The 7,247-nt window shown below is 40.3% G+C and carries 5 protein-coding genes; 1 reads left to right on the top strand and 4 read right to left on the bottom strand.

Features of this window, described 5'->3' with window-relative positions; genetic code table 11:
* Positions 1–354: 354 nt before the first annotated feature.
* Positions 355–1,560: an IS91 family transposase gene (locus ABXS75_19800; protein ID XCP85229.1), complete on the bottom strand. Its 1,206-nt coding sequence runs from the start codon at positions 1,558–1,560 to the stop codon at positions 355–357.
* On the bottom strand, positions 1,496–2,368 hold the full coding sequence (locus tag ABXS75_19795; GenBank protein XCP85228.1) for a tyrosine-type recombinase/integrase: 873 nt from the start codon (positions 2,366–2,368) through the stop codon (positions 1,496–1,498). Before ABXS75_19795 ends, ABXS75_19800 begins: the two co-directional genes overlap by 65 nt.
* A gap of 313 nt (positions 2,369–2,681) precedes the next feature.
* Between ABXS75_19795 and ABXS75_19790 the strand changes: the two genes are divergently transcribed.
* Positions 2,682–4,397 carry an IS1634 family transposase gene (locus ABXS75_19790; GenBank protein ID XCP85227.1) on the top strand — a complete coding sequence of 572 codons (1,716 nt, stop codon included), beginning with the start codon at positions 2,682–2,684 and terminating at the stop codon, positions 4,395–4,397.
* A gap of 526 nt (positions 4,398–4,923) precedes the next feature.
* On the opposite strand, the gene ABXS75_19785 is transcribed toward ABXS75_19790, so the two are convergent.
* Both ABXS75_19785 and ABXS75_19780 read right to left on the bottom strand, forming a co-directional pair.
* Positions 4,924–6,129, bottom strand: coding sequence for an IS91 family transposase (locus tag ABXS75_19785; protein ID XCP85226.1), 1,206 nt, complete (start codon positions 6,127–6,129; stop codon positions 4,924–4,926).
* Positions 6,065–6,937 (bottom strand): tyrosine-type recombinase/integrase, encoded by an 873-nt coding sequence (locus tag ABXS75_19780; protein XCP85225.1) that lies wholly within the window; start codon positions 6,935–6,937, stop codon positions 6,065–6,067. The genes ABXS75_19785 and ABXS75_19780 overlap by 65 nt, the downstream gene beginning before the upstream one ends.
* Positions 6,938–7,247: the final 310 nt, after the last annotated feature.

Raw genomic sequence — 7,247 nt, 5'->3', positions numbered from 1 at the left:
AACACAGGATTTCAAGCTTTTTTTATTTCTAGTTTTCGTCATATTTATATTGCGTTATGTCGCGTTTTATGGTATAATTCTTTAGAGAAGTATCAGATTCTGAGCAGACAAAAAGAGCAGTTCGGAATAAACAAGAACTGCTCTGAATGTGATTCTTCTCAATTGTACCAATTCGCGGACGTTTAGCCTGAAATGATATGGGGATAGTATTTTCCCTCATTTGATAAAAATTCCAGATTTCGGATAAAACTGTAAGAAATCAATGGAAAAACCGGCCGAAAAAATTTTTTTGGGCAGGCTTCGCAGACCTTCCGTTGGGAGGTCTTGAAAAAACAGTATGAATGGAACTGCTGTTTAGCTTGGTTTTGCATATGTCCTTCCGAGTTGTTCCATACTCGCACAGCCACATTCCGGACAGACACGGATATCATAATTCCAGACAGCCTTTAACAGTTCTGCTATAGATAAATCTGTATATTGTCGCTTGAATTTCTGGTATCCTTGTAGTTTGAAAATCAATTTCAGATTTTTTGATTTCATACGGTTATTTAGGAAACCATAGTAACGGATTTTTTGGAATCCTGATGGAAGTACATGCATCAGAAATCTTCGGATGAATTCTGTGTTCGGAAGAGTGATTTCCCGTTTAGGGTCACCGGGTTTTATTCCACGTGCCGAAAAAGTGGTTTCTGATTGTGTGACAGAGAGAATCCTGCTGTTGGAAATAGCAATCTTATGGGTATATCGTCCCAGATATTCGATTGCATTCCCAAAACCATTGAACGTCTCTTTGATGTAAGGACACCAGTCTTTTTCATATAGATTGTTTTTCCATTCTTTCCAACAGTAAGAGTTCTGGAGTTCTTTACAGGAAGAGGAAAAGGACAGCATTCTGTTCCGATAATAATTCTCTAGATGGGCAAGATATTTTCCTTTGAATTTATCGCGAAGCACTTTAACGGGAATAAAAAAAGTCCCTTTGGATTTCCGGATCTTTTGATCAGCAGTCAGACCGCCTCCGGATACGATACAATGCATGTGCACATGATAATCCAGTTCCTGGTTCCACGTGTGAAGAACCTGAATAATGCCGGGCGTTGCTCCGAGATACCTCTGATTTTGGGATAATTCCAGAAGTGTTTCGGCGGAACATCTGTGCAGAAGATTGTACAGGAGTTTCTGATTACAGTAGATCAGGGAGTTCAGTTCATGTGGGAGTGTGAACACCACATGAAAGTAAGGGGTGTCAATGACCTCTGCTCTCCGCTTATCTGCCCAGATTTCCATTCGTACAGCCTGGCAGTTGGGGCAGTTCCGATTCCGGCAGGAATTGTGGTGGACTTGCGTATGTCCACAGACTGTACATTGGCTGATGTTACAGCCGAGTTTTCCGGTTTTACAGTTAAGGATGGCATGAGAAGTCTTTTCCTGAACACCGGACTGGTGATGTAAGGCAGAAAAATTTTCATAGGAATAGTGCCAGATTTGGGAAATTTTACTGTTTGTCAACAAGAGCACCTCCAAACTGGTCAAAAGGACTAAGTGCCGCCTGTACCCCATTACTGGCAAGATGGACATAAATAGTGGTGGATAACAGTGATTTATGTCCAAGGAGCTCTTTGATTGTGAGCAGGTCAGTGCCATTTTCATAAAGATGGGTGCCAAAAGCATGGCGAAACGAGTGGCAGGTGAGTTTCTCATTCCAACGAAAAGTTTTGCGGTATTGCACAAATTTATTAGAGAAACTAGTAGAGCTATAGGGTGCATTTTCCTTTCGGTTCGCAGGGAAAAGCCAGTTTTTGGGTTTTCCACATTGGAACCAATAAGCAGTAAGTAAATCCAGGGCATACTTTGAAAGGATAGCGTACCTGGAAGAACGGTTCTTTGCATGCCGGATAAAGATCCTCATCTGTTTGCGGTCGATATCCTCATAACGGAGGGAACAGACTTCACCGAGACGAAGCCCGGAAGAATACATGAGAACAAGCATGGTTTTTTCTTTTATATCAGGGATGTCGGAAAAATAACCAGAGATTTCTTCTCTTGTAGGGACAAACGGGATATAAGTGTCGAACTTACGTAGGGGGAGGTGGGTAGCATCCCAGGGCTTATGAAGAACATACATGGTAAAAAAACGGAGCTGGGAAATCGCACAGTTAATGGTGCGGTCAGACAGGTTTCTGCTATATGAAAGCCATCTGACAAAATCACGCAGTTCTGACCATGTCACTTCTTCAGGCTGTTTATGAAGAAAGCATTCAAGATAGTCCAGGTAAGCGCGAATGTAGGTACAGTAAGCAGATAAGGTATGGTCAGTAAGACCGCGAAGGGAAATCATTTCCCGAAAAGTATTGAAATATTTGTCCATGATAAAAAACTCCTTTGTGATGAAATGAAAAGTAATGTATTCCTCACGCAAGAAGGCGGTGGACGAATAAAAAAATAAGATAAGTAGTTGTTGAGTTTAAAAATCCATGATAAACTAAGCATAGCAGTTTTCTTGTATTGTTTTAGGTTGTCTTGTGGTGATTCAACAATAAAACAAATATAAAAAAACTGCTACTTTTATTTTGAGAAAAATGAAATTTTCAAGAAAAAGTAGTGGAATCACGTACTTAGGGCTAGCCGTCGCGTTAGCGACTTGGTACAATTAATATTATATTGACAGGAGTTTAAAATATATGCATCTTAAAAAAACACCCAATCCTAAAGGTCGTATCCGGCTTTCCATTGTAGATTCTTATTATGATAAAGAGAAAAAATATGCACGCCAAAAAACAATAGAATCTCTTGGCTGGCTGGACGAGTTAGAAAAGCAATACGATGACCCTATCGCTCACTTTACAAAAAGGGTCGAGCAATTAAAAGCTGAAAAAAAAGCTCGGCAAGCTCCAATCAACTTTACTTTCTTTGATTCCGACCGATTATGCGTCGGTGATGACTTCCGGAAAAACTTTGGATATGCCGCTTTAAGTAAAATCTATCATGAGCTTGGCATCCATACTTTCCTCATCAATCGGCAGCGCCACTCAAAAGAACAGTATGACGCCAATACGATCATGAAAATGCTTGTCTATTCCAGACTCCTTTTCCCAGCTTCCAAAAAATCTTCCTATGATAACCGGCACAGATTTTTTGAAAAGACTGACTACTCTCTCGATGATGTTTATCGTTGTCTGACATTATTGGACAAGCAAAAGGAAAATCTACAGTTCTGGCTCAATGACAGAATCAAAAAGAATTACGGCAGGGATACCAGCCTTATTTACTATGATGTCACCAACTATTACTTTGAGTCGGACAGGCAGGATGATTTCCTGCATAAAGGCGTTTCCAAAGAACATCGCCCCAACCCGATTATCCAGATGGGCCTTTTCATGGATCAAAATGGTATTCCCATCACTTATGAACTTTTTCCTGGGAATACCAATGACTGCCTTACCTACCGGCCAAACTTCGGGCGCATCAAAAAACAGTTTGATCTTGGACGGGTAATCTCTGTGGCAGATAAAGGAATGACTACCGGGGATAATATCTGGTACACCATAAATACTCCCACTCATGATGGCTACGTGTTCAGCATGTCCATCCGGGGAGCTGAAAAAAGTATAAAGGATTATGTTTTGGATGAAAATGGTTATGAATGGCTTGACAAAGAATATAAAAGAAAATCCAGAAGGTATCCGAGGACTATCCGGGTAACCTCTGTTACCGGGAAAAAACTCAACAAACAGGTAGATGAAAAACAAGTCGTATTCTGGAGCGCAAAATATGCAAAACGAGCAAAAGCCGAACGGGAAGCTGCACTGGCAAAAGCAAGAGAGCTTGCTGCAAATCCCGGCAACTACAAAAGATCCACTTCCTATGGAGCAGCAAAGTATATAAAAAAAATAGATTTTGATAAAGAAACCGGGGAAATCCTTACTGCTTCTTCCATTCTGGATATCGATGAAGAAAAGCTCAGGGAAGAAGAAGCATTTGACGGTTATTACATGCTTCTGACCAGTGAGATGGAAACATCAGATGATGAGATAATAGACATATATCGAGGACTTTGGAGAATTGAAGAGTCCTTTAAAGTCACCAAAAGCGAACTGGAAGCCAGGCCTGTATATGTTTGGACAAAAGAACACATCGAAGCGCACTTTCTTACCTGCTTTGTTGCACTTACCATTGCCAGGATACTAGAAATGAAGCTAGAGAGAAAGTACAGCATTGGAACTATACTAGATGCGCTTTCAAAAGCGGAATGTAGTCTGCTCCAACAGAATTATTATCTGTTCGACTATTATGATGAAACACTTAAAGATATAGGCAAAGTGATGAACATTGATTTCAGCAAACGGATCCGTACACTTGGAGAAATAAAAAAAATTTTGGCGGATACAAAAAAATAGAAAAATCCCTATGAAAAAATGACAAAATGTCAAGGCCGCAAACCAGCATAAATACTGGACTTGCGGCCTTTTTTAGCTTATTTTTCCTGCAAAAGTCAGGGTATATCCCCTAAATGTGTCTAAAATATGATTAGATTCTAAAAGAAATCGAAAATTTATTAATGATTTATTAAGCAGAAATAAAAAAGAAAATCTGGGGGATAAACATAATATGCCACAATTGACGTATTAAAGTCAATTGTGATATAATTCTTTAGAGAAGTATCAGATTCTGAGCAGACAAAAAGAGCAGTTCGGAATAAACAAGAACTGCTCTGAATGTGATTCTTCTCAATTGTACCAATTCGCGGACGTTTAGCCTGAAATGATATGGGGATAGTATTTTCCCTCATTTGATAAAAATTCCAGATTTCGGATAAAACTGTAAGAAATCAATGGAAAAACCGGCCGAAAAAATTTTTTTGGGCATGCTTCGCAGACCTTCCGTTGGGAGGTCTTGAAAAAACAGTATGAATGGAACTGCTGTTTAGCTTGGTTTTGCATATGTCCTTCCGAGTTGTTCCATACTCGCACAGCCACATTCCGGACAGACACGGATATCATAATTCCAGACAGCCTTTAACAGTTCTGCTATAGATAAATCTGTATATTGTCGCTTGAATTTCTGGTATCCTTGTAGTTTGAAAATCAATTTCAGATTTTTTGATTTCATACGGTTATTTAGGAAACCATAGTAACGGATTTTTTGGAATCCTGATGGAAGTACATGCATCAGAAATCTTCGGATGAATTCTGTGTTCGGAAGAGTGATTTCCCGTTTAGGGTCACCGGGTTTTATTCCACGTGCCGAAAAAGTGGTTTCTGATTGTGTGACAGAGAGAATCCTGCTGTTGGAAATAGCAATCTTATGGGTATATCGTCCCAGATATTCGATTGCATTCCCAAAACCATTGAACGTCTCTTTGATGTAAGGACACCAGTCTTTTTCATATAGATTGTTTTTCCATTCTTTCCAACAGTAAGAGTTCTGGAGTTCTTTACAGGAAGAGGAAAAGGACAGCATTCTGTTCCGATAATAATTCTCTAGATGGGCAAGATATTTTCCTTTGAATTTATCGCGAAGCACTTTAACGGGAATAAAAAAAATCCCTTTGGATTTCCGGATCTTTTGATCAGCAGTCAGACCGCCTCCGGATACGATACAATGCATGTGCACATGATAATCCAGTTCCTGGTTCCACGTGTGAAGAACCTGAATAATGCCGGGCGTTGCTCCGAGATACCTCTGATTTTGGGATAATTCCAGAAGTGTTTCGGCGGAACATCTGTGCAGAAGATTGTACAGGAGTTTCTGATTACAGTAGATCAGGGAGTTCAGTTCATGTGGGAGTGTGAACACCACATGAAAGTAAGGGGTGTCAATGACCTCTGCTCTCCGCTTATCTGCCCAGATTTCCATTCGTACAGCCTGGCAGTTGGGGCAGTTCCGATTCCGGCAGGAATTGTGGTGGACTTGCGTATGTCCACAGACTGTACATTGGCTGATGTTACAGCCGAGTTTTCCGGTTTTACAGTTAAGGATGGCATGAGAAGTCTTTTCCTGAACACCGGACTGGTGATGTAAGGCAGAAAAATTTTCATAGGAATAGTGCCAGATTTGGGAAATTTTACTGTTTGTCAACAAGAGCACCTCCAAACTGGTCAAAAGGACTAAGTGCCGCCTGTACCCCATTACTGGCAAGATGGACATAAATAGTGGTGGATAACAGTGATTTATGTCCAAGGAGCTCTTTGATTGTGAGCAGGTCAGTGCCATTTTCATAAAGATGGGTGCCAAAAGCATGGCGAAACGAGTGGCAGGTGAGTTTCTCATTCCAACGAAAAGTTTTGCGGTATTGCACAAATTTATTAGAGAAACTAGTAGAGCTATAGGGTGCATTTTCCTTTCGGTTCGCAGGGAAAAGCCAGTTTTTGGGTTTTCCACATTGGAACCAATAAGCAGTAAGTAAATCCAGGGCATACTTTGAAAGGATAGCGTACCTGGAAGAACGGTTCTTTGCATGCCGGATAAAGATCCTCATCTGTTTGCGGTCGATATCCTCATAACGGAGGGAACAGACTTCACCGAGACGAAGCCCGGAAGAATACATGAGAACAAGCATGGTTTTTTCTTTTATATCAGGGATGTCGGAAAAATAACCAGAGATTTCTTCTCTTGTAGGGACAAACGGGATATAAGTGTCGAACTTACGTAGGGGGAGGTGGGTAGCATCCCAGGGCTTATGAAGAACATACATGGTAAAAAAACGGAGCTGGGAAATCGCACAGTTAATGGTGCGGTCAGACAGGTTTCTGCTATATGAAAGCCATCTGACAAAATCACGCAGTTCTGACCATGTCACTTCTTCAGGCTGTTTATGAAGAAAGCATTCAAGATAGTCCAGGTAAGCGCGAATGTAGGTACAGTAAGCAGATAAGGTATGGTCAGTAAGACCGCGAAGGGAAATCATTTCCCGAAAAGTATTGAAATATTTGTCCATGATAAAAAACTCCTTTGTGATGAAATGAAAAGTAATGTATTCCTCACGCAAGAAGGCGGTGGACGAATAAAAAAATAAGATAAGTAGTTGTTGAGTTTAAAAATCCATGATAAACTAAGCATAGCAGTTTTCTTGTATTGTTTTAGGTTGTCTTGTGGTGATTCAACAATAAAACAAATATAAAAAAACTGCTACTTTTATTTTGAGAAAAATGAAATTTTCAAGAAAAAGTAGTGGAATCACGTACTTAGGGCTAGCCGTCGCGTTAGCGACTTGGTACAATAAGTGACAGATATGACATTTTCGGATA

It is taken from the genome of Roseburia hominis (genome assembly GCA_040702975.1).
In the GTDB taxonomy this organism is placed as follows: domain Bacteria; phylum Bacillota; class Clostridia; order Lachnospirales; family Lachnospiraceae; genus Allocoprococcus; species Allocoprococcus hominis_A.
The sequence above is the reverse complement of the archived record's forward strand: the minus strand, read 5'-3'. Positions and strand labels throughout refer to the sequence as shown.